The sequence below is a fragment of the Stenotrophomonas sp. FW305-3-2-15-E-LB1 genome (assembly GCF_058787375.1).
Map to the genome: position 1 here is coordinate 178,710 of NZ_JBYSZR010000003.1, position 20,468 is coordinate 199,177.

General features: G+C 69.8%; 19 protein-coding genes. 5 read left to right on the top strand and 14 right to left on the bottom strand.

Features of this window, described 5'->3' with window-relative positions; genetic code table 11:
* Window positions 1-13: 13 nt before the first annotated feature.
* Together AC3WL7_RS04070 and ilvD are read right to left on the bottom strand one after the other, a co-directional pair.
* Window positions 14-625 (bottom strand): hypothetical protein, encoded by a 612-nt coding sequence (locus tag AC3WL7_RS04070; protein WP_492749433.1) that lies wholly within the window; start codon window positions 623-625, stop codon window positions 14-16.
* A 218-nt stretch (window positions 626-843) separates the two neighbouring features.
* On the bottom strand, window positions 844-2,682 hold the full coding sequence (gene ilvD, locus AC3WL7_RS04075; protein ID WP_492749435.1) for a dihydroxy-acid dehydratase: 1,839 nt from the start codon (window positions 2,680-2,682) through the stop codon (window positions 844-846).
* Between the two features lie 429 nt (window positions 2,683-3,111).
* Here ilvD and AC3WL7_RS04080 point away from each other — a divergent pair, with 429 nt between their 5' ends.
* From AC3WL7_RS04080 to AC3WL7_RS04090, 3 genes are read left to right on the top strand one after another with little or no spacing between them, the layout of a single operon-like run.
* Window positions 3,112-3,681, top strand: a complete 570-nt coding sequence (locus AC3WL7_RS04080) for a DUF1190 domain-containing protein (protein ID WP_079224108.1) — start codon at window positions 3,112-3,114, stop codon at window positions 3,679-3,681.
* A gap of 7 nt (window positions 3,682-3,688) precedes the next feature.
* A complete protein-coding gene (locus tag AC3WL7_RS04085) occupies window positions 3,689-4,867 on the top strand; it encodes a glutathionylspermidine synthase family protein (RefSeq protein ID WP_492749437.1) in 1,179 nt (392 codons plus the stop codon).
* Window positions 4,867-5,526, top strand: coding sequence for a hypothetical protein (locus AC3WL7_RS04090; protein WP_492749438.1), 660 nt, complete (start codon window positions 4,867-4,869; stop codon window positions 5,524-5,526). Before AC3WL7_RS04085 ends, AC3WL7_RS04090 begins: the two co-directional genes overlap by 1 nt.
* Window positions 5,527-5,614: 88 nt before the next feature.
* Here the strand turns inward: AC3WL7_RS04090 and AC3WL7_RS04095 are convergent, their stop codons facing one another.
* The 9 genes from AC3WL7_RS04095 to AC3WL7_RS04135 form a co-directional block, all read right to left on the bottom strand.
* Entirely contained in the window at window positions 5,615-6,913 is a 1,299-nt protein-coding gene (locus AC3WL7_RS04095; protein WP_492749439.1) for a DUF58 domain-containing protein, read from the bottom strand.
* Window positions 6,910-7,896 carry an AAA family ATPase gene (locus AC3WL7_RS04100; RefSeq protein ID WP_079224102.1) on the bottom strand — a complete coding sequence of 329 codons (987 nt, stop codon included), beginning with the start codon at window positions 7,894-7,896 and terminating at the stop codon, window positions 6,910-6,912. The genes AC3WL7_RS04095 and AC3WL7_RS04100 overlap by 4 nt, the downstream gene beginning before the upstream one ends.
* Complete coding sequence (locus AC3WL7_RS04105; RefSeq protein ID WP_492749441.1) at window positions 7,893-9,083, bottom strand: DUF4350 domain-containing protein; 1,191 nt, start codon at window positions 9,081-9,083, stop codon at window positions 7,893-7,895. The genes AC3WL7_RS04100 and AC3WL7_RS04105 overlap by 4 nt, the downstream gene beginning before the upstream one ends.
* Window positions 9,080-10,621: a DUF4129 domain-containing protein gene (locus AC3WL7_RS04110; protein WP_492749483.1), complete on the bottom strand. Its 1,542-nt coding sequence runs from the start codon at window positions 10,619-10,621 to the stop codon at window positions 9,080-9,082. The genes AC3WL7_RS04105 and AC3WL7_RS04110 overlap by 4 nt, the downstream gene beginning before the upstream one ends.
* Window positions 10,611-11,603, bottom strand: coding sequence for a stage II sporulation protein M (locus tag AC3WL7_RS04115; RefSeq protein WP_492749442.1), 993 nt, complete (start codon window positions 11,601-11,603; stop codon window positions 10,611-10,613). Before AC3WL7_RS04115 ends, AC3WL7_RS04110 begins: the two co-directional genes overlap by 11 nt.
* Entirely contained in the window at window positions 11,600-12,289 is a 690-nt protein-coding gene (locus AC3WL7_RS04120) for an RDD family protein (protein ID WP_108747625.1), read from the bottom strand. Before AC3WL7_RS04120 ends, AC3WL7_RS04115 begins: the two co-directional genes overlap by 4 nt.
* A gap of 123 nt (window positions 12,290-12,412) precedes the next feature.
* Window positions 12,413-12,943, bottom strand: coding sequence for a gamma carbonic anhydrase family protein (locus AC3WL7_RS04125; protein ID WP_079224098.1), 531 nt, complete (start codon window positions 12,941-12,943; stop codon window positions 12,413-12,415).
* Window positions 12,944-13,074: 131 nt separating this feature from the next.
* A complete protein-coding gene (mnmG, locus tag AC3WL7_RS04130) occupies window positions 13,075-14,964 on the bottom strand; it encodes a tRNA uridine-5-carboxymethylaminomethyl(34) synthesis enzyme MnmG (protein WP_492749443.1) in 1,890 nt (629 codons plus the stop codon).
* 632 nt (window positions 14,965-15,596) lie between these two features.
* On the bottom strand, window positions 15,597-16,103 hold the full coding sequence (locus tag AC3WL7_RS04135) for a hypothetical protein (RefSeq protein WP_079224088.1): 507 nt from the start codon (window positions 16,101-16,103) through the stop codon (window positions 15,597-15,599).
* 158 nt (window positions 16,104-16,261) lie between these two features.
* Between AC3WL7_RS04135 and AC3WL7_RS04140 the strand changes: the two genes are divergently transcribed.
* On the top strand, window positions 16,262-17,224 hold the full coding sequence (locus AC3WL7_RS04140; protein ID WP_492749445.1) for a pyridoxal-phosphate dependent enzyme: 963 nt from the start codon (window positions 16,262-16,264) through the stop codon (window positions 17,222-17,224).
* A complete protein-coding gene (locus AC3WL7_RS04145) occupies window positions 17,209-17,853 on the top strand; it encodes a YdcF family protein (protein WP_174208739.1) in 645 nt (214 codons plus the stop codon). Before AC3WL7_RS04140 ends, AC3WL7_RS04145 begins: the two co-directional genes overlap by 16 nt.
* Window positions 17,854-17,963: 110 nt before the next feature.
* On the opposite strand, the gene bioC is transcribed toward AC3WL7_RS04145, so the two are convergent.
* From bioC to bioH, 3 genes are read right to left on the bottom strand one after another with little or no spacing between them, the layout of a single operon-like run.
* Window positions 17,964-18,848, bottom strand: coding sequence for a malonyl-ACP O-methyltransferase BioC (gene bioC / locus AC3WL7_RS04150; protein WP_079224084.1), 885 nt, complete (start codon window positions 18,846-18,848; stop codon window positions 17,964-17,966).
* A gap of 12 nt (window positions 18,849-18,860) precedes the next feature.
* A complete protein-coding gene (locus tag AC3WL7_RS04155) occupies window positions 18,861-19,640 on the bottom strand; it encodes an SDR family oxidoreductase (RefSeq protein WP_108747619.1) in 780 nt (259 codons plus the stop codon).
* Window positions 19,641-19,669: 29 nt separating this feature from the next.
* Window positions 19,670-20,449, bottom strand: a complete 780-nt coding sequence (gene bioH, locus AC3WL7_RS04160; RefSeq protein ID WP_492749446.1) for a pimeloyl-ACP methyl ester esterase BioH — start codon at window positions 20,447-20,449, stop codon at window positions 19,670-19,672.
* Between the last annotated feature and the right edge of the window lie 19 nt (window positions 20,450-20,468).

The window sequence follows — 20,468 nt, forward strand, 5'->3', positions numbered from 1 at the left end:
CCGGCGGAGCGCCTCAACCGCCCTTCGGCTTCCGGCAGGCCTGGTCGCCATAGGCGTTGTGGTAATCGCGATCAAAGCAGCGCAGGAAGCCATCGAGCACATCCAGGTTCGGTGGCCAGGCGACATCCACCTTCTGCCCGCCTGCCGTCGTGAAGTGGTAGCGCCCATCCTTCAACGCTCCCGCGAATTCCTCCGGTGTGGGAATCGCGACCAGGGCCGCGCGGGCCTTCTCCAGTGCCGCACGGTTGTGCTGCAGGAACGCAACCGTCCCGTCCACGTAGGCATTCCAGTAACCGGGATCTTTGTCCTTCGGCTTGTAGGTGCGCTGCATCAGCGCAATCGCCTGGGCCGTCTGCCCGAGCTCGGCGCGCAGCTGCCCCTCATGCCAGAGGATGGTGGTGTTGCCCGCCGCCTTGGGCAGGGCGCTGTAAGCGGCAAGCAGGTCGGCCGCCTCGCGCTGGCAATCACGCTCGGCCAGCGGGCGCCAGCCGCCTTCCAGGTCCTGATCGAACGCATCCGGTTCCATCGCCAGCAGCGCATCGCGGTCGTAGTTGCAGTCTGGCGCCTTCGGCGGTTCGGCTGCGGTGCCCAGTGCAGCGGCCAGGGCAAGCGAAAGCAACGTCATCACAACCTCCGTGTCAGTGAGTACCCGGACACCGTACCAAACTGGCACGGGTAGTGCCGGCCGCTGGCCGGCAACCTCGCAGATCGGACGACCGTGGTGCGACTGCACACGACTGGACCATCATCGCGATTCGGCTCAAGCAGACTGGATGCTGTGCTGTGCTGTGCTGTGCTGGGGTCGGAGCCCTTTCTGCGAAAGGGATCCGACCCCACGGCCATTCAATCGCCGAGCAGGGCGGTATTGCGGACCGCGCCCTTGTCGGCACTGGTAGCCAGCAGCGCGTAAGCCTTCAGCGCACTGGTGACCTTGCGCGGGCGGGCTTCACGCGGCTTCCAGCCACGGGCATCGGCTTCGGCGCGGCGCTGGGCCAGGGTGGCGTCGTCCAGCAGCAGGTCGATGCGGCGGGCGGGGATGTCGATGCGGATGCGGTCGCCGTCTTCCACCAGGCCGATCGTGCCGCCGCTGGCGGCTTCGGGCGAGACGTGGCCGATCGACAGGCCCGAGGTGCCGCCGGAGAAACGACCGTCGGTCAGCAGCGCGCACTGCTTGCCCAGCCCCTTCGATTTCAGATAGCTGGTGGGGTAGAGCATTTCCTGCATGCCCGGGCCGCCCTTCGGGCCTTCGTAGCGGATGACCACCACGTCGCCGGGCTGCACTTTGTCGGCGAGGATGCCGGCCACGGCCGCGTCCTGGCTTTCGAACACGCGCGCGCTGCCTTCGAACACGTGGATGGATTCGTCCACGCCGGCGGTCTTCACCACGCAGCCATCAACGGCCAGGTTGCCGCGCAGCACGGCCAGGCCGCCTTCGGCCGAATAGGCGTGCTCGACGCTGCGGATGCAGCCTTCGGCGCGGTCCACGTCCAGCGTGGGCCAGCGCGTGGCCTGGCTGAAAGCCACCTGGGTGGGAATGCCGGCCGGACCGGCACGGAAGAAGTCGTGCACGGTGGGTTCGCTGCTGACCGCCACGTCCCAGCGCTCGATGGCGTCGGCCAGGGTGCGGCTGTGGACGGTCGGCACGCCGGTATCCAGCAGGCCGCCACGCGCCAGTTCACCGAGGATGCCGTACACGCCGCCCGCGCGGTGCACGTCTTCCATGTGGTACTTAGGCGTGTTCGGGGCCACCTTGCACAGCTGCGGCACGCGCCGCGACAGCGCGTCGATGTGGGTCAGGTCGAAGTCCACTTCGGCTTCCTGCGCGGCGGCCAGCAGGTGCAGGATGGTGTTGGTGGATCCGCCCATGGCGATGTCCAGGGTCATCGCGTTGGCGAACGCGGCCTGGGTGGCGATGCCACGCGGCAACGCGCTTGCTTCCTCGCCGCCGTACCAGCGGTGGCACAGTTCGACGATCAGGCGGCCGGCGCGCAGGAACAGCTGCTCGCGATCGGCGTGGGTGGCCAGGGTCGAGCCGTTGCCGGGCAGCGACAGGCCCAGCGCTTCGGTCAGGCAGTTCATCGAGTTGGCGGTGAACATGCCTGAGCACGAACCGCAGGTGGGGCAGGCGCTGCGCTCGAACTCGGCCACCTTTTCGTCGCTGGCGCTTTCGTCGGCGGCGATGACCATCGCATCGACCAGGTCCAGCTTGTGCTCGGACAGCCTGGTCTTGCCGGCTTCCATCGGGCCGCCGGAGACGAACACCACCGGGATGTTGAGGCGCAGCGCGGCCATCAGCATGCCGGGGGTGATCTTGTCGCAATTGGAAATGCACACCAGCGCATCGGCGCAGTGCGCGTTGACCATGTACTCGACCGAGTCGGCGATGATCTCGCGGCTGGGCAGCGAGTACAGCATGCCGTCGTGGCCCATGGCGATGCCGTCGTCCACGGCGATCGTGTTGAATTCCTTGGCGACGCCGCCGACCTTCTCGATCTCGCGCGCGACCAGCTGGCCGAGGTCCTTCAGGTGCACGTGGCCGGGCACGAACTGGGTGAAGGAGTTGGCGATGGCGATGATCGGCTTGTGGAAGTCGCCATCCTTCATGCCGGTGGCGCGCCACAGGGCGCGGGCGCCGGCCATGTTGCGGCCGGCGGTGGAGGTGCGGGAGCGGTATTCAGGCATGGCTGGCGGAACGGGCGGGCCGTACAACGTGGGGGTCGCTCGATCATGGACAATTTTTTCGGTTGCTGCTGCAACCACCGAAGGTGGCCCGGCAGGGCTGCGCCCTGCACCTGCCGAATCAACGCCAACGTCAAAAGCTGGTTATCCGTGGGATGGCGGGGTGGGTCCGGTGGCAGGGGACGCCGTGAACCCGTCCATGGGGGCTTGGTCGCCGCATCCATGCGGCTCACACCTCTGCCACCGGACCCACCCCGCCTCCGACAGTTGGCCGCGACCTGACGAGGTCGGATCCCATCGCGGCGCGAAGGCTCTGACCCCGGTGGCCAACGAAAATGAAATTCCGTTCATCTTTCCCACTTTGCCGATTCCGGTTGTTGGCCCGGATTTGGCATCATTGGGGGAATTGATCCGACTCCGAGGCATGACGCCATGAAGCGTTCCCGCACCACCGCGCTGCTGTTGATGAGCGCTGCACCCCTGCTGTTCACCGCCTGCCAGAAGGAAGAGCAGGTGCAGGTGCAGGAAGGCCTGTACACCTCGGTGCAGGCCTGCACCGAGGCGACGGGCGACCCGTCCTCGTGCCGCAACGCCTTTGCCGAGGCGCAGCAGAAGGCCGCCGATGCGGCGCCGAAGTACGCCAGCAAGGAAGCCTGTGAGCAGGACTACAAGCCCGAGCAGTGCGTGCAGCAGCACACCTCGGCCGGCACCTCGTTCATCGGCCCGATGATGATGGGCTTCTTCATGTCGCAGATGCTGAGCAACCGCGGTGGCCTCGCCCCGCAGGCGCCGGCGTCGGCCCCGGCCTACCAGGACAAGAACGCCGGCTGGGCGCGCCCGGCCCCGGGCGGCACCGGTGGCATGAACACCGCCAGCGGCATCGGTGCGGGCAAGGCCGGCCTGGCCCCGGTCAGCAGCGAGCCGAACCGCGCCGTCACCGCCAGCCGCAGTGGCTTCGGCAGCACCAGCGCCCGCCGCAGCGGCGGCAGCTTCGGCGGCTGATCGACCCATGCAGCGAATTCGCATTGCCGAGCGCGCCCAGTGGCGGGCGCGCGCGGAGGAAGCCGGTTTCCGCTTCCATACCATCGATGGCCAGCCGTACTGGGATGAAAGCGCGTATTACGCCTTCACCCTGCGCCAGATCGAGGTGGACATCGAAGACCCCAGCGCCGAGCTGCACCAGATGGCGCTGGACCTGGTGGGCGATGTCATCGCCAGCGAGCGCCTGATGGACCAGCTGGCGATTCCCGCGCAGTACCGCGACTGGATCGCCGAGAGCTGGCGCCAGCGCCAGCCGCACCTGTACGGGCGCCTGGACCTGGCCTATGACGGCACCGGCCCGGCCAAGCTGTACGAACTGAACTACGACACGCCGACCTCGCTGTTCGAGGCCAGCTTCTTCCAGTGGCAGTGGCTGGAGGACCAGCGCAATGCCGGCCGCCTGCCGCAGCACGCCGACCAGTTCAACGGCATGCACGAGGCCCTGGTCGAGCGCTTCGGCGAACTGGCCGTGCGCCTGCCGCCGCCGCTGTATTTCAGCGCTGTGGGCAGTTCGGACGAGGACCGTGGCACGGTCGATTACCTGCGTGACTGCGCGGCCCAGGCCGGCCTGCAGGGCCAGGCAATCGCCATCGAGGATATCGGCCTGTCCGAGGATGGCCGCTTCACCGCGCTGGACGACACGGTGATCGGCACGCTGTTCAAGCTGTACCCGCTGGAAGACCTGATGGCCGAGGAATTCGGCCGCGCGCTGCCCGGCTCGGGCATCCAGCTGCTGGAACCGGCGTGGAAGGCGGTGCTGAGCAACAAGGGCATCCTGCCGCTGCTGTGGCAGCGCAACGTGGGCCACCCGAACCTGCTGGAAGCGCACTTCGATGACGGCAGCGCGCTGGCCTCGGGCTGGGTGCGCAAGCCGTTGTTCTCGCGCGAAGGTGCCAACATCGAGATGCACCTGGCCGATGGCAGCACGCAGCGCAGCGACGGCCCGTACGAAGGCCCGGCGATCATCCAGCGCGCGCACCCGCTGACCCGCTTCGAGGGTGGTTATCCGCTGGTCGGCAGCTGGGTGATCGGTGACCACGCCTGCGGCATCGGCATCCGCGAGGACGACAGCGCGATCACCCGCGACAGTGCGCGCTTCGTGCCGCACGCGATCGTGGACGAGGCGCCGACGCGGATCTACGTCTGATGGCGGTGCGGCGCGACCGCACCCCGCGGGTTACAGCGCCGCCGGGTCGCCATCGGGATGATGGCCATGCCCTGTGGCGCTATGCCGACCGGGTGGCGGTGCGCTGCCACCGCTGTGATACGCCCGGCTGGGTGACCGGACCCACCGACTCGCGGCGCTTCCGTTGCCTGGGGTGCAGCGAAGCACTGGACGGCGGTTGCGGCTGCGGTCGCTGCAGGCCCAGTGCCTGGGTGGGGCCGGTGCGCTACAGCGGCTACCGGCCCTGTGGCTACTGCGGCCACAAGTGGGTAAGCGCTGAAGTGCACCGTGCACGCGCGACGGCGCCGCTGCGGACGCTGTCGGCGGATTGCAGCCAGTGCGGCCGCAGCAGTGAGGTGGACGTGACCCTGTCGCGGCGGCGTGGCAACGAAGCCATCGACCCCGATTTCGGCCTGCCGCTGCGGTTGGTGGAGAAGACCGCTGCCGGTCTGCTGTGGGCGTACAACGCCGAGCACCTGCAGGCGCTGCACGACTACGCCACGGCCACGCTGCGCGAAGGCAGCGGGCATCATCGCTCGATGTTCTCGCGCCTGCCGCAGTGGATGAAACTGGCCCGCAACCGGGTGCTGCTGCAGCGCGCGGTGGAGCGGTTGCAGCGGCGTTTGCTGGGCGAACGCTGACACTGCAGCCGAGCATGGGCTCGGCTCTACGGGAATCCGGCTGTCTGTAGAGCCGAGCCCATGCTCGGCTCCGGCCCGGCGCTACCGGTCAGAGCAGGCCTCCGCGCTTCACTGCCAGATACCGTTCCACCAGCGCGGCGGGCAGGGCGTCGGCGGTTACGTCCAGCACCATCACCTTCTCGCTGCGCAGGGCTTCATGCGCCTTCGCGCGCTGCTGCAGGTACAGCGCGGCAGCACCGGCCTGGGCGGCGTCTTCCAGCGTGTGCACCTCGCCATCCAGTGCGGTGTCCAGTTCGCGTTCGCGCAGGCTGGCCACGCACACCAGGTGGCGGCGCTGCAGCAGGCGCACTGCGGCCAGCAGGTCTTCGATGTCTTCGTCGCGCACGTTGCTGACCAGCATCACCAGCGCGCGACGGCGCTGGCGCAGCGAGACTTCGGTGGCGGCGGCCAGGTAATCGGTGGCCACGGCCTGCGGCTGCAGGTCGTAGCTGGCGCGCAGCAGGTGTTCCACCGTGCCCATGCCACGCTGTGGCGCCACCCAGCGGCGTTCACCGCCCACCGCGAACAGGCCGGCGGCATCGCCCTGGCGCAACGCCAGGTAGGCCACCACCAGCGACGCGTTCAAGGCATGGTCGAAGTGCGAAAGACCGCCTTCGCTGGCCAGCATGCGCCGGCCGCTGTCGAGCATCAGCAGCAGCTGCTGGTTCTTTTCGTCCTGGTACTCGCGCGAGATCAGCTTGCGCGCGCGGGCGGTGGCCTTCCAGTCGAGCTGGCGCAGGCTGTCACCGATGCGGTACTCGCGCATCTGGTGGAAATCGGTGCCTTCGCCGCGGCGCCGCTTCACGTGTGCACCCACCAGCCGCGACGCCTGGTCGGCACTGAACAGGGCAAAGCGGGTGAGCGGCACGAAGTTGGGATAGACCCGTACCTCCAGTGCCGGCGGCAGCGTGCGCTGCTGCCACCACAACCGCCACGGCGAGCGGATGCGTACGTCCACGCCATCAAACTGGAAGCGCCCGCGCTGTTGCGGCTGCACCTGGTAGTGCAGGGTGCTGGCGTGGCCGGCGCGCAGCTGCAGGCGCTGCGGCAGCGCTTCCAGCGGCCAGCCACCGGGCACGCGATCAAACACGTCCACCCGCATCGGCTGCTCGGCGAACAGGCGCAGGCCGATCTCGCGGCGTACGCCCAGTGCCAGCGCTTCGGGTACCTGGCGCTGCACCTGTGGCGAGGCACGCCGCCACTGCCGCCACAGGTCGGCCAGCGCCAGCGCGGCCACCACGGCACCGCCCACGGCCCAGCTCCAGCGCGGCAGCAGCCCGCCCAGCACCAGGCCGCCCAGCGTGGCCCAGGCGGCCAGCAGTACCAGCAGCAGCGGCGCAGGCCTCATCGGCGCGGCGCTTCCACCTTGGCCAGCAGGGCACCCAGCACGTCGTCCGGGCCCTGGCCTTCGATCTGCAGTTCCGGCGCCAGTGCGATGCGGTGGCGCAGCGCCGGCCGTGCGATGTCGCGCACGTCGTCGGGGGTGACGAAATCACGACCGGCCAGCACCGCCTGCGCACGCGACGCACGCACCAGCGCGATGCTGCCACGCGGGCCGGCGCCGACGGCGATGCCCGGCCAGGAACGGGTGGCGGCCACGATCCGCACCGCATAGTCGATCACTTCGTCATCGACGGTGATGGCGGCAGTAGCCTGCTGCAGGGCCAGCAGTTCGCCGGCGCCGAGCACGCGCGGCACCTGGCTGAGGTCGAAATCGCTGGCGGCGCGGCCCAGCGTGATGGCCGTGACCATGCGCTTCTCATCGTCCAGCTGCGGGTAGTCGATCAGCACCTTCAGCAGGAAGCGGTCCAGCTGCGCTTCCGGCAGCGGGTAGGTGCCTTCCTGTTCCAGCGGGTTCTGCGTGGCCAGGGCCATGAACGGCGGCGCCAGCGTGAAGGCCTTGCCTTCGATGGTCACCTGGCCTTCCTGCATCACTTCCAGCAGCGCCGACTGGGTCTTGGCCGGGGCGCGGTTGATCTCGTCGGCCAGCAGGAGGTTGGTGAACACCGGGCCGCGGCGGATCTTGAAGCTCTCGCTCTTGGGGTCGTACACCGCGTGGCCGCTGACATCGCTGGGCATCAGGTCGGGGGTGAACTGCACGCGCCCGTAGTCCAGTTCCATGGCCTGCGCCAGCGCACGCACCAGCAGGGTCTTGCCCAGCCCGGGCACGCCTTCGATGAGTACGTGGCCACCGGCCAGCAGCGCCACCATGATCTGGTCGAGCACGTCAGCCTGGCCGATGAAGGCGCGGCCGACGGCATCGCGGATGGCGTCGACGCGTTCGATCAGGCGGGCGGCAGCGGCCGCCGGAAGCTCAGGGGCATCGGTCATAGCAGGGATCTCATCTGGAGCAGCAAGCGGATGCGCTCGCGCAGGGCGGAGGAATCGTGCGGCGAAGGAGTGGTGAGGGCGGTGGCTACGCGGCTGGCCGGCCACTGCAGTACCTCGGCGATGGCCTGGTCGCGGGCAGCGCCATCCAGCGCGGCCGCCACCGGCGCGCGCAGGCGCAGGCGATGCAGGAACAGCGCCTGCACCGCGTGGTACAGCTGGGTGCCATGGCCGAAGCGCATCAGCAGCTCGCCGCTGGCACGCACGTGTTCCAGCAGCGAGCGGCGCTCGACCACGGGCGAGGGCAGCACGCTGCCCAGGCGCTGCGCGCGCGCCCACAGCCAGCCCAGCAGGGCCAGCAGCAGCGGAATCCACACCGGCCACCCCTGCAGTACGATGCGCGCCAACAGCGTCGGCGGGCGGCTGCCGTAGACCAGCCACACTGTGCCGCGCCCGTAGTTGGGGTCCAGCAGGTAGCGGGTCAGGTCGCGGTGGGACAGATCGTGCAGGCCGTCGCGCTGCGGCGTGTCCTTGGCCGTCGCGCCCTTGCGCGGCAGCGTATTGGTGCCCGCGCCCAGCATGAAATCCATGTCGGCCAGCACATCGATGCGGCCTTGGCCATGGCGCAGGCGGGCGAAGGCGAGGCCTTCTTCATTGCCCCAGCGGCGCTCGGCCGCGGCGCTGGCCTGGAAGCCGAGGCTGAAGCGGCGGCCCCCGCAGAATTCCACGTGGCTGGGATCATCCACCACATGGAAGGGCTGGCAGTCGTTGCCATGGAACAGGCTTTCCACGCCGATGCGATCCAGCAGCGGGCCCTGGGTGGTGCTGGGCTTGTCCTCGCCCGGCGGCTGCGTGCGCAGCAGCAGGTGGCCGCCCCGCCCGACCCAGTCCAGCAGCGCCTGCGCGGTGCCCGGCGGCATTTCGCGGGTGTCCTGCAGCAGCACCACGGTGTCGGTGTTGCCCAGGGGCATCTTTGCCAGCTGCAGGCGTTCCCGCGACTGCACCTCGATGCCATCGGCGCGCAGCGCCTGGCCCAGCACGTACAGCGGGTTGTAGCTGGCTTCGCCGCGTGGCGGCAGCACCACGGTTTCGGTCACCTTCTCGTGCGTGCGCAGGAACAGGATGGCCAACGGCACGCCCAGCAGCACCAGCAGGCCGAGCAGCAGGGCCCAGAAAACGCGCGGGCTCATGCCTTCCACCCGAACTGCTGGCGCAGGGTCGCGGCCAGTCCATCGAATTCATCGCGCGTGGGCAGGCGGCCGCCATACGCGGCGTACTGCCACGTGCGCACGATGCGCGCGAACAGGTCGCGGTCCGCCGGCTGCGGCATCCGCCGCGAGGCGCGCAGGCACTGCGCTTCGGTGGCGCCGGGGGGCAGGGCGTTGCCGGTGCGCTCGACCAGGGTGCGCACGCTGGCGCGGTACAGCAGGGCCAGCGCCTGGCGCGGGCGTCCCTGGTCCCACAGCAGGCCGGCCTGGGTGGCCACATCCGGCGGCAGCACCACCGGCACGTCCACGGCTTCTTCCTGCACGCGCGGTGCGTCCTTCGCCTTGCGCCGGCCGGCGCCGCGCAGCCACGGCCACCACAGGCGCGCGGTCAGCAGCAGCACCAGCACCACCAGGCCAAGCAGGCCCCACAGGCCCCATTCGGCCACGCGTGCCAGCAGTTTCAGCGTGCGCTTGCGTTCGCCCGCTCCGCTGCTGGCGGCGTCATCCTTGCTGTTGTTCTTTTTGGCGTCTTTCTTTTTTTCGGCGTCCTCGATCGGCTTCCACTCGGTCACCTGGCGCAGTGGGCGCTGCAGCGGATCCTCGTAGGCACGGTTCACCGCCTGGCGGAAGCCGGCCGTGTCGACCGGTTCCTCGCCGAAGACGCCGGCGGCGGTGTTGGCAGGATCATTGGCGGCATCCTGCGCATGCGCCGGGGCCAGCGGCAGCGCCAGGCACAGCAGCAGGGCCAGCGTGGATGCCGCCGGCAGCAGCCGCTCGCGCAGCCGGCGCAGCGCGATCTCCACGTCCCACGCTTCCATCTGCGTGCGCCGGTTGAGGTACAGGCCGAAGCCGGCGCCGACGTAGAACGGGCCGATCAGTGCGGCGCTGAGCCAGCCCAGCAGGTTCAGCAGCAGATCGGCCCACGGCGGGGTTTCAACGCTCAGCATCGCCCAGGCGGCGCGCCACGAATCGGGCAGCAGTTCCAGCGGGATGAACATGAAGACCGCAGCGATCGCGCCGAGCACCAGCACCATCTCGAAGGCCACGCAGACCAGCGCGAGGATGATGGCCGGACCGGCGGCACCGGCCGCCACCGCGCGCCGTCGCGGCCCGCGCTGCGCCGGGGCGTTGCCCTCCAGCAGGTTGACCGGCAGGCACAGGCTGCGCAGCAGGCTGAAACGGCGCCAGCCCAGGTAGCCCCAGAACCCGGTGCCGCCCCAGTGCCGTTGCGCGGCCAATGCCGCGCGGGCGCCCACCTGCTCGCCGAAGATGCCACGCGACAGCACGTACAGCGGCGCGCGCTCGAACACCGGCTTGCACCACCACATCGCCAGCGATGCCCAGGCGAAGCCGTCCAGCCACCAGGCCAGCGCGTTGAACAGCACGAACAGCGGCGCACTGGCCAGCAGCCAGCTGCCCCACACCGCGCGCGCATGGCGGCGGGTCAGGGCCGTGCCCAGTTCCATGGCTTCCCAGCTGCTGCGCGCGCGCAGGGCCACGTCCAGGTGGTCAATCCGCACGTTCACCCCCGCGACCGCCACGCCACAGCCACAGCAGCACACCGGTCCACAGCACGCCGGCCACGCTGTACTTGGCCCACGCCGGGATCTGGGCGATCGACGACCAGAATGCCTCCACGAAGGCCGCCAGCAGCAGCATGAAGGCCACGCCCAGGCACAGGCGGGCACCGATGCGGCCGCCTTCCACCAGCGCGTCGATGCGGCGGCGGCGGCCGGGCGCGAGCAGTTTCATGCCCAGCTGCAGGCCGGCGCCGCCAGCGATGACGATGGCGGTCAGCTCGAAGGCGGCATGGCCGACCACGAAGCGCCAGAACGGATCGCCGTGGCCGATCTGCTGCAGGTGGCCCGCCACCGCGCCCATGATGACGCCGTTGAACAGCAGCACCAGCAGCGTGCCCAGCCCGGCCAGCAGGCCGCTGGCGAAGGTGCGCAGGGCGATGCTGATGTTGTTCATGATGTAGTAGCCGAACATCATCCAGTCGGTGCCGCTGTCACGCCCCAGGCGGTCGGCCGCGGGGTCGTACATGCGTTCCATCTCGGCGATCTGGCTGTTGTCCATCAGCAGGTGCACGCTGTCCGGGTACAGCTGCACCACCACGAAGCAGGCCAGCGCCGGCACCGCGAACATCGCCAGCGCCACCCACATGCTGCGTGCCTGGCTGCGCACCAGCATCGGGAAGTCGGCCACCAGGAATTCCAGCGCCCGCCGCCAGCGCACCGGCGGCGTGCGGTACAGCACGCTGTGGCCCTGCTGCATCAACTGCTGCAGGCGCTGCACCAGCTGCGGGCTGTAGCCGCGCTCGCGGGCCAGCGCCAGCTGCTGGCACAGGCGCCGGTAGCGTTGGGGGAAGGCAACATCACCGGGATCACCGGCGTCGGGCCTGCGCCGCTTGCGGCGCGAGGCGCCCGCGCGCTGCTGCAGCCACTGCTCCAGTTGCTGCCATTCCTGCTGGTGGCGGGCGACGAACTGTTCCTGCTTCATCGGCGGCCCAGCAGCCAGTTGGCCATCGCATACAGGCGCAGCACGCCCACCTGGCCGGACGCGCCGGTCAGCGGCTCGGCGATGCCCGCCAGTTCCTGCTGGCGGCCCGGCGACAGGCGCGGCGCGCGCTCGGCAAAGGCCATCACGGCGGCCTGTTCCTGCGGGCGCAGGGGCTGCGGCGGTACCAGCACGCTGTCGATGGTGGCCGGCGGCTGCAGGTAGCGCATCGGCTCGTGCACCACCACGGTGCCGGCCACCAGGTCGCCGAGGCGGCGCCCGTAAGGATCGAACAGGCTGCTGAGCAGGCCCAGGGCATAACCGAACGGCAGCATGTCCACGGTGCGCAGCAGGTTGCGGGTGATCGAGGCCATCCAGCCCACCGGTGCGCCATCGCGCGACAGCACGCGCAGGCCGAGCGCGCGCTTGCCCAGGGTGCGGCCCCACAGCGCCTCGCAGACGATGGGGTAGGCCCACATCAGCAGGAACATCGCGGCCATGTAGATGCCACGGCCGAATTCATCGAGCAGGGCCAGCGGAATGGACAGCACCACCAGCGCGCCGAAGCGGATGCCCAGGTCGACCAGCCAGGCCAGCGCACGCGGCATCGGCCCGGCGGTGGGCAACTGCAGCGGCACGCCTTCCGGCGTTACCACCTCGCGGTAGGTATCGAGCATGGGCGCGGCCATCAGTGCGATGGCCGCGGATGTGGGCGCTGGAGTCCTCTCCGGCGTGCTGCCACAGGCATGGGGGTCTCGACGGTTCCTGGTCGGGCCCCGACTTTAGCAGAGCGCCGTGGCCGGCGAAGCGCCTCAGCCCAGGTATTCGTCCTTCAACCGCACGTAATGGTCGGCCGAGTAATGCAGCGACTCGATTTCCTTGTCGCTGAGCGTGCGTGCCGGACGCGCCGGGTTGCCCACCCACAGCTCGCCCTCGCCGACCACCTTGCCCGGGCCGACCACCGCACCGGCGCCGACGAAGGCATGGCGCTCGACACGTGCGCCGTCGAGGATGCACGCGCCCATGCCGATGAGGCTGTAATCGCCGATGGTGCAGGCGTGGATGATGCAGCCGTGGCCGACGGTCACGCCTTCGCCGATCAGGGTCGGGTAGCCGGCCTTGTTGTACGGGCTGTGGTGGCTGACGTGGATGATGGTGCCGTCCTGCACGTTGGTGCGCGCGCCGATGCGGACGAAATTGACGTCGCCGCGGATGACGGTGCCCGGCCAGATGGAGACATCGTCGGCCAGTTCCACGTCACCGATGAGGGTGCAGGCCGGGTCGACGTACACGCGCTCGCCGAGGACGGGCATCTTGTCGCGGAAAGGGCGCAGGGGGTTCATCGGTGTCTCCAGGTGGGGCGATTGCGACGATGATACGCGGCCAATCCATCGGTAGCGCCGGGCCATGCCCGGCGGATGTTCGCGTGCCGCTGCGCTCGCCGGGCATGGCCCGGCGCTACCGCAGATGCGCGTTACGCGACGCGGCCGCGACGGGCGCGTTCCAGGTGCACCAGCAGCAGCGAGATCGCTGCCGGGGTCATGCCGGGGATGCGCTGTGCCTGGCCGATGGTCTGCGGGCGCACGCGTTCCAGCTTCTGCAGCACTTCGGCCGACAACCCACGCACGCTGGCGTAGTCGAAGCCTTCGGCGATCGGCGTGGCTTCGTGGCGCTGCTGGCGTTCGATCTCGTCGCGCTGGCGGTCCAGGTAGCCGGCGTACTTCACGCCGATCTCGACCTGCTCGGCCACCTTGCCATCGGCCACGGCCGGGCCCAGCGACGGTACCTGCATCAGCTGCGCGTAATCCAGCTCCGGGCGCTTGATCAGGTCCAGCACGTTGGTTTCGCGGCTGACCGCCACGCCCAGCGTTTCCTGCACTTCGCGGCCCAGCGCATTGGCCGGCGTCGCCCACAGCGCACCCAGTCGTGCGCGCTCGGCGGCCACGGCGGCCTGCTTGGTTTCGAAGGCGCTCCAGCGGCGATCATCCACCAGGCCCATCGCGCGGCCGGCCGGGGTCAGGCGCTGGTCGGCGTTGTCCTCGCGCAGCTGCAGGCGGTACTCGGCGCGGCTGGTGAACATGCGGTACGGCTCATTGGTGCCGTGGGTGATCAGGTCATCGACCAGCACGCCCAGATACGCTTCGTCGCGGCGCGGGCACCAGCCGTCCAGCCCGCGTACCTGGCGGGCGGCGTTGAGGCCGGCCAGCAGGCCCTGTGCGGCGGCTTCTTCATAGCCGGTGGTGCCGTTGATCTGGCCGGCGAAGAACAGGCCGTTGACCAGCTTGGTTTCCAGCGATGACTTCAGGCCGCGCGGGTCGAAGAAGTCGTACTCGATGGCATAGCCGGGGCGGGTGATGTGCGCGTTCTGGAAACCACGGATGCTGCGCACCATCTCCAGCTGCACGTCGAACGGCAGCGAGGTGGAGATGCCGTTGGGATAGATCTCGACGATGCCCAGGCCCTCGGGCTCGACGAAGATCTGGTGGCTGGCCTTCTCGGCGAAGCGCACCACCTTGTCCTCGATGGACGGGCAGTAGCGCGGGCCGATGCCCTCGATCTGCCCGCTGTACAGCGGCGAGCGGTGCAGGGCGTCGCGGATGATCTGGTGGGTCTGTTCGGTGGTGTGGGTGATCCAGCAGCTGACCTGCTGCGGATGCTCGTCCACCGAGCCGAGGAAGGACATCACCGGGCGCGGCGTGTCGCCGGGCTGCTCGTCCATCACGCTGTAATCCAGCGAGCGGCCGTCGATGCGCGGCGGCGTGCCGGTCTTCAGGCGGTCGACCTGGAACGGGCGCTCGCGCAGGCGCGCGGCCAGCGTGGTGGCAGGCGGGTCGCCCATGCGGCCCGCGGCGTACTGGGTCGGCCCGACGTGGATCTTGCCGGCCAGGAAGGTGCCGGCGGTCAGCACCACGGCGTCGGCATCGAAGCGCAGGCCGGTCTGCGTGATGACTCCGCGCACGGCGTCGCCTTCGATGACCAGGTCATCGACGGCGGCCTGGAACACGGTCAGGTTGGCCTGGCCTTCGACGATGGCGCGGATCGCCATGCGGTACAGGTTGCGGTCGGCCTGGCAGCGGGTGGCGCGCACGGCCGGGCCCTTGGAGGCGTTGAGCGTGCGCCACTGGATGCCGGCCCGGTCGGCGGCATGCGCCATCGCGCCGCCCAGGGCGTCGATTTCCTTGACCAGGTGGCCCTTGCCGATGCCGCCGATGGCCGGGTTGCAGCTCATCGCGCCCACGGTTTCGATGTTGTGGGTCAGCAGCAGGGTGCGCACGCCGGTGCGGGCCGCGGCCAGCGCGGCCTCGGTGCCGGCGTGGCCACCGCCGATGACGATGACGTCGTAACGATGGAAGGACTGGGTCATGGGGGCAGGTCAGCAAGGGACGGGCGCGGCCGGGGGCGGCGCCGGGGTGGCGATTTTAGCGCCATTCGGAGGGGGGCGACGGGCCCGGATCGGGTGCGGGATGAAATCCGCCCTAAAGTTGGCAGGATTTTTGCAGATAACCCAATAGCACCCATCGTGGCTGGCGCCGTAGGCGCCGTTGACCGGAATTGGAACAGGGGCCGGTACAGGCGCACGGTGGGGAAGCGGGGGGCCGGCAGTCGGGGGACTGTCCGGCCCTGTTTTTTTGGCGGTTTGCCGGAAGAGCCCATCCACGCATGGCGTGGATCTACCAGGGCGGGCGGCTTGCCGGGAGGGCCCATCCACGCATGGCGTGGATCTACCGACGCCAAAAACAAACGGCCCCGCATTGCGGGGCCGTCTGCTTTCAGAGGTGCCGACATCCGACAGGGCCGGAACAGGGGGGATCCAGATGTTCCTGTCGGATATCGACGTAGAGCTGTTTGGGACCGGCCCTTAACACTTTCGTCACTTTGTGACGCGGGCCGTCACCACCGGCGTAGATTGCGGCCTGAACCGGATGAAATGCAAGATGTTTCAGGGCCCAACTGTGCGCTGCGTCGCACGATTCATGTTTCGCTACGGGGAACCGTTCATCGTTCCATGTTTCGCCACGGCGAACCGTTCGACCTCGGCGCACGCGGTGCCGGTGCCGGACGTGACTGCGGCGGTGCAGACGGACGAGCCTGCGGCGGCGCGGACGGACGCGCCTGGGCCGGCCTGCCAGCCTGCGGCGGGCGACGCATCGAGTCCATGTTGCGCCAAGGCGAACCACCATTGTTCTGGCGCGGCGGCGGCGGCGGACGGTTCTCGCCACCGTTGCCCGGGCGCGGCGGCGGGCGGTGGTTGTGGTGCGGCGGCCGGTAGATCGGGCGCGAGTAATAGGGGTTGCCGTAGTAGCCATAGCCGTAGCCACCACCGCCGTAGCCACCGTAATACGGGTAGCCATAGGTGGACGGGTAGCCATACGGATAGCGGTACTCCGTCGACGGGGCACCGTGGTAGTAACTGCCACCGCCGCCACCGCCGACATAGTCGTAGGTGGAACAGCCGGTGAGGGCCAGCAACAGGCCACCGGCAAGCAACAGGCGCGTTTTCATGTGGGTCCCCCCAAGGACGGGTGTAGGGCCAGCTTCGTGCGTGGGCATTGAATCGCCCCTTAACTGTGTCGGCCCAGGATGAATGGCGGTGAAGGCCAGCATGCTGGCACGGCAAGGTGCGTGGCCGCCAGCGTCGGGGCATACGTTAATCTTGCGTCATGAGCGATCCATTGTTGCCCCGCGCCGAAGATGTCCTGGCCGCCGCCGCGCGGATCGCGCCGCATGCCCACGTCACCCCGGTCCTGCGCTCGCACACGCTGGATGCGCTGGCCGGGGCACAACTGGCGTTCAAGGCCGAGCACCTGCAGCGGGGCGGCGCGTTCAAGTTCCGCGGGGCCTGCAACGCGGTGTGGTCGCTGGACGCCGAGCGCGCCTCGGCGGGCGTGGTCACCCATTCCTCCGGCAACCATGGCGCGGCGCTGGCCCTGGCGGCCCGCACCCGCGGCATCCCGTGCCATGTGGTGGTGCCCGAAGGGGCCGTGGCCGCCAAGCTGGCCAACATCGCCCGCCATGGCGCCACGTTGTGGCGCTGCCCGCCGACCATCGCCGACCGTGAGGCCACCTGTGCCCGGGTGCAGGCCGATACCGGCGCGACCCTGGTCCATCCCTATGCCAACCCGGCGGTGATGGCCGGGCAGGGCACCGCGGCACTGGAGCTGCTGCACAGCGACGGCCCGTTCGACGTGCTGGTGGTGCCGGTGGGCGGCGGTGGCCTGGCCAGCGGCACTGCCCTGGCCCTGCAGCACGCCAGCCCGCAGACCCGCCTGGTGCTGGCCGAACCGGCCGGCGCTGACGACACGGCGCGTTCGCTGGCTGCCGGCCAGCGGATGACCGATTTCACCCCCGACACCTTCTGCGATGGCCTGCGCACCCTGATCGGCGCGCCGAACTTCCAGCTGCTGCAGGCGGCCGGTGCCGAGGTGATCGTGGTCGACGATGACGCCACCCGTGCGGCGATGCGCCTGCTGTGGGAGGTGCTGAAGCAGGTGGTGGAACCGTCCTCGGCCATCGTGCTGGCGGCGGTGCTGGCCCAGCCGGCGCGGTTTGCCGGCCAGCGCGTGGGCCTGGTGCTGTCCGGCGGCAACGTCGATCTGCCAGCGCTGCGCTGGGAGGCGGCGTGAGCCGCGGCCGTCATCGACCGCGCACCGGCCTGCTGGGCTGGCTGTGGCGCCTGTTCGTGCTGGTGCTGGTGTGGCTGCTGGGCGTGACCGCCTGGATCGTCTGGGTGGGTGAGCGTGACCAGGCCGCCAAGGCCGACGCGATCATCGTGCTGGGTGCAGCGGCCTACGATGCCAAGCCTTCACCGGTGTTCGAAGAGCGCATCCGCCATGGCCTGGACCTGTACCAGGCTGGCTATGCGCCGTTGCTGATCTTTACCGGTGGCTACGGCGGCACGGGCGCGCGCTTTTCCGAATCGCAGGTGGCACGGCGCTATGCGCTGAAGCACGGGGTGCCCGATGACGCCATCCTGATCGAGACCGCCTCGCGCAACACCGTGCAGAACCTGGTGGAAGCCAAGCGGCTGATGGAGCAGCGCAAGCTGCACACGGTCATCATCGTCAGCGACCCGCTGCACATGGCCCGCGCGCTGCGCCTGAGCCAGGCGCTGGGCATCGATGCGCTGGCCTCGTCCACGCCGAGCACGCGCTTCCGCAGCTTCCACACCAGCTGGCGTTTCCTGGTGCAGGAAATCTATTTCTTCCACCGCGACCTGGTGCGCCCGCCGTTGAGTTCGACGGCCAATACCTGAGCGGCTGCCGCTGCGCTCGCCGGGCATGGCCCAGCGCTACCCATATCGCGCGCCGGTCGCGGCTCACATCGCGCACCTGGTAGCGCCGGGCCATGCCCGGCGGCTTTTGATCAGGGCTGCTTGCGGCGGATCGGGATGGCCGACACCGGCACCGAGGCGATGTCATGCCCGCCTTCGCGGATCGGCGCGCCCGGGTCCGGCGCCCAGGCGTGGGCATAGATCACTTCCCAGCTGCTGGGCAGCTTGCCGTCGGCACGCCGCATGGGTTCGTACGCTGCTGCAGCGGCGGCAAAACGGCCGCGCCCGGTCAACGTGTGGCGGCGGTCCACCCGCGCATTGGTCGCGCCCATCGCACGCAGCTCGCGCATCAGCGCCGGCAGGTCGTCGTAGGTCAGGGTGAACAGGTCACGGTCCAGCACCGGGTCGCGGAAGCCGGCCATCATCAGCGCATCGCCGAACTGGGCGATCTGCGCGAACCGGCTGACGTGCGGGCGGTCATCGGCGGCGGCGAACGCCTCGTTGAGTTCCACCAGCGTTTCCGGGCCGAAGGTGGAGCACAGCAGCAGGCCGCCGGGCTTGAGCACGCGACGGAAACCGGCGAAGACCGCCGGCAGGTCGTCCAGCCACTGCAGGCACAGGTTGCTGAAGATCACATCGACGCTGTTGTCGGCCAGCGGCAACGCGGCCGCATCGCCGCACAGGCGCTGGAACGGCTTCCACCAGCCGGCCTGGCGCTTGGCCTGGTCCAACATCGGCAGGGCCACGTCCATCGCGATCACCTGCGCCTTCGGCCAGCGCTTTTTCATCAGCGCGCTGGCGTGGCCGGTGCCGGCGCCGATGTCCAGCACCACCTCGGGCTTGCGTGATTCCAGGTAGTCCAGCGATTCGATCAGCCGCGACTGCACCTCGCGCTGCAGGGCAGCGGCGGCGTCGTAGCTGTTGGCGGCGCGGGCGAACGCGCGGCGGACGTGGCGGGCATCGAAGTGGGACGGCATTGCGGAAGTCTCTTAGAACGTACCGGGGTAGGCGCCGCCGTCGATCAGCAGGTTCTGCCCGGTGAGGTAACCGGCCTGTGCGCTGCACAGGAAGGCGCAGGCGGCGCCGAATTCGTCCGGCGTGCCGAAGCGGCCGGCGGGGATCTGCTGGCGGCGCCGGTCGGCCACGGCCTGCACATCGCCATCCCCACCCGCGGCATGGGCGAAGTTGGCGCGCAGGCGGTCGGTGTCGAACTGGCCGGGCAGCAGGTTGTTGATCGTGACGTTGTGGCCGACGGTGCGCCGCGCCAGGCCGGCGACGAAGCCGGTGAGGCCGCTGCGCGCGCCGTTGGACAGCGCCAGCGTGTCGATCGGTGCCTTCACCGAGGACGAGGTGATGTTGACGATGCGGCCGAAGCCGCGCGCGATCATCGCGTCCACCGTGGCGCGGATCAGCGCGATCGGCGCCAGCATGTTGGCATCCAGCGCGGCGATCCAGTCGTCGCGCTCGAACGTGCGGAAATCGCCCGGCGGCGGGCCACCGGCATTGGTCACCAGGATGTCGACCTGCGGGCAGGCGGCCAGCGCCTGCGTGCGGCCGGCTTCGGTGGTGACATCGGCGGCGACCGTACGCACTTCGGCGGCACCGGGCAGGGCACGCAGTTCCTCAGCGGCAGCCTGCAGGGCGGTTTCGCCACGGGCCACGATCACCACGTTCACGCCTTCAGCCACGAGGGCGCGTGCGCAGCCCAGGCCCAGGCCCTTGCTTGCGCCACAGACCAGTGCCCAGCGGCCGGAAATACCCAGATCCATGCGTCAACCCTGCGGAGTTCGGAAGGCGCTCATTGTCCGCCATCGGCCGGTGACAGGCCGGCAACGAAGTGTTGCAGGGCGGCGGCCACCTCGTCGGCGTGGCCGAGGAAGGGCGCATGGCCACCGTGGGCCACGGTGAGTGCCTGCGCGCCCGGCGCCAGTGCGGCGGCGGCCTGCATCGCGGCGGGGGACACCAGACGGTCGCGCTGGCCGGCAATCCACAGGCTGGGCTTGCCCAGCGCCGGCAGGGCGCCGCGCAGGTCGGTGCCTTCCAGCAGGCGCAGGCCTTCCAGCAGGGCACGCTCGCTGGGGGCGCCGCGCTCGACCAGGCGCTGGCGCAGGGTGCGCAGCTCCTCGCGGGCGTGCGCCGAGCCCATCACGTCCAGCGCCAGGAAGCGTTCCAGCGTGCCGCCGAAGTCCGTGGCCAGGTCGCGGCCGAACTGCTCGAACACGGCCGGTTCCACCGCATGCGGCCAGTCTTCGCCACGCACGAAGCGCGGCGTGGCGGCAATCATCGCCAGCCCGCGCACCTTCGGCAGGGTGGCCGCCGCGTGCAGCGCGAACAGCCCGCCCAGCGACCAGCCGCACCACACCGCCGGTGGCGTGGCGGCGGCAATGGCGTTGACCACGTGCGGCAGGCGCAGCGGGGTGCTGTCGTCGCGGCTGTGGCCATGGCCGGGCAGATCGACCACGTGCAGGGTGAAACGGTCGGCCAGGCGCTGCACCAGTGGCGCGAACACGCCGCCCTGCAGGGCCCAGCCATGGATCAGAACCAGGTCCGGCCCGTGGCCGGTGACGTCGATATGCATGGGGTACGACGGGCGCGTG

Excerpts from the sequence above, each read along its gene's own strand:
- AC3WL7_RS04135 (WP_079224088.1), bottom strand. The coding sequence starts at position 16,103 with ATGAAAACGCGCCTGTTGCTTGCCGGTGGCCTGTTGCTGGCCCTCACC.
- AC3WL7_RS04080 (WP_079224108.1), top strand. The coding sequence starts at position 3,112 with ATGAAGCGTTCCCGCACCACCGCGCTGCTGTTGATGAGCGCTGCACCC.
- AC3WL7_RS04100 (WP_079224102.1), bottom strand. The coding sequence starts at position 7,896 with ATGACCGATGCCCCTGAGCTTCCGGCGGCCGCTGCCGCCCGCCTGATC.
- mnmG (WP_492749443.1), bottom strand. The coding sequence starts at position 14,964 with ATGACCCAGTCCTTCCATCGTTACGACGTCATCGTCATCGGCGGTGGC.
- AC3WL7_RS04095 (WP_492749439.1), bottom strand. The coding sequence starts at position 6,913 with ATGAGGCCTGCGCCGCTGCTGCTGGTACTGCTGGCCGCCTGGGCCACG.
- AC3WL7_RS04105 (WP_492749441.1), bottom strand. The coding sequence starts at position 9,083 with ATGAGCCCGCGCGTTTTCTGGGCCCTGCTGCTCGGCCTGCTGGTGCTG.
- AC3WL7_RS04125 (WP_079224098.1), bottom strand. The coding sequence starts at position 12,943 with ATGAACCCCCTGCGCCCTTTCCGCGACAAGATGCCCGTCCTCGGCGAG.
- bioH (WP_492749446.1), bottom strand. The coding sequence starts at position 20,449 with ATGCATATCGACGTCACCGGCCACGGGCCGGACCTGGTTCTGATCCAT.
- bioC (WP_079224084.1), bottom strand. The coding sequence starts at position 18,848 with ATGCCGTCCCACTTCGATGCCCGCCACGTCCGCCGCGCGTTCGCCCGC.
- AC3WL7_RS04140 (WP_492749445.1), top strand. The coding sequence starts at position 16,262 with ATGAGCGATCCATTGTTGCCCCGCGCCGAAGATGTCCTGGCCGCCGCC.
- ilvD (WP_492749435.1), bottom strand. The coding sequence starts at position 2,682 with ATGCCTGAATACCGCTCCCGCACCTCCACCGCCGGCCGCAACATGGCC.
- AC3WL7_RS04085 (WP_492749437.1), top strand. The coding sequence starts at position 3,689 with ATGCAGCGAATTCGCATTGCCGAGCGCGCCCAGTGGCGGGCGCGCGCG.
- AC3WL7_RS04070 (WP_492749433.1), bottom strand. The coding sequence starts at position 625 with ATGACGTTGCTTTCGCTTGCCCTGGCCGCTGCACTGGGCACCGCAGCC.
- AC3WL7_RS04115 (WP_492749442.1), bottom strand. The coding sequence starts at position 11,603 with ATGAAGCAGGAACAGTTCGTCGCCCGCCACCAGCAGGAATGGCAGCAA.
- AC3WL7_RS04090 (WP_492749438.1), top strand. The coding sequence starts at position 4,867 with ATGGCGGTGCGGCGCGACCGCACCCCGCGGGTTACAGCGCCGCCGGGT.
- AC3WL7_RS04120 (WP_108747625.1), bottom strand. The coding sequence starts at position 12,289 with ATGGCCGCGCCCATGCTCGATACCTACCGCGAGGTGGTAACGCCGGAA.
- AC3WL7_RS04155 (WP_108747619.1), bottom strand. The coding sequence starts at position 19,640 with ATGGATCTGGGTATTTCCGGCCGCTGGGCACTGGTCTGTGGCGCAAGC.